The sequence below is a fragment of the Rossellomorea sp. LjRoot5 genome (assembly GCF_964253455.1).
GTDB lineage: Bacteria > Bacillota > Bacilli > Bacillales > Bacillaceae_B > Rossellomorea.
Genome location: NZ_CAXUQN020000005.1, coordinates 1 through 329 on the forward strand (window position 1 = coordinate 1; position 329 = coordinate 329).

Here is a 329-nt window from a genome sequence, read left to right on the forward strand (position 1 = left end):
GGTGTCAGTGGTAGGAGAGCGTTCTAAGGACTGCGAAGCTAGACCGTAAGGACTGGTGGAGTGCTTAGAAGTGAGAATGCCGGTATGAGTAGCGAAAGATGGGTGAGAATCCCATCCACCGAATGCCTAAGGTTTCCTGAGGAAGGCTCGTCCGCTCAGGGTTAGTCGGGACCTAAGTCGAGGCCGATAGGCGTAGACGATGGACAACAGGTTGATATTCCTGTACCACCTCTTTTCCGTTTGAGCAATGGGGGGACGCAGGAGGATAGGGTAAGCGCACTGCTGGATATGTGCGTCTAAGCAGTTAGGCTGATGATGAGGCAAATCCC

1 rRNA gene is annotated in these 329 nt (G+C 53.2%); it reads left to right on the plus strand.

The features are described from left to right. Nucleotides 1-329, plus strand: a 23S ribosomal RNA gene (locus tag ACSQ2E_RS22825); the annotation flags it as partial.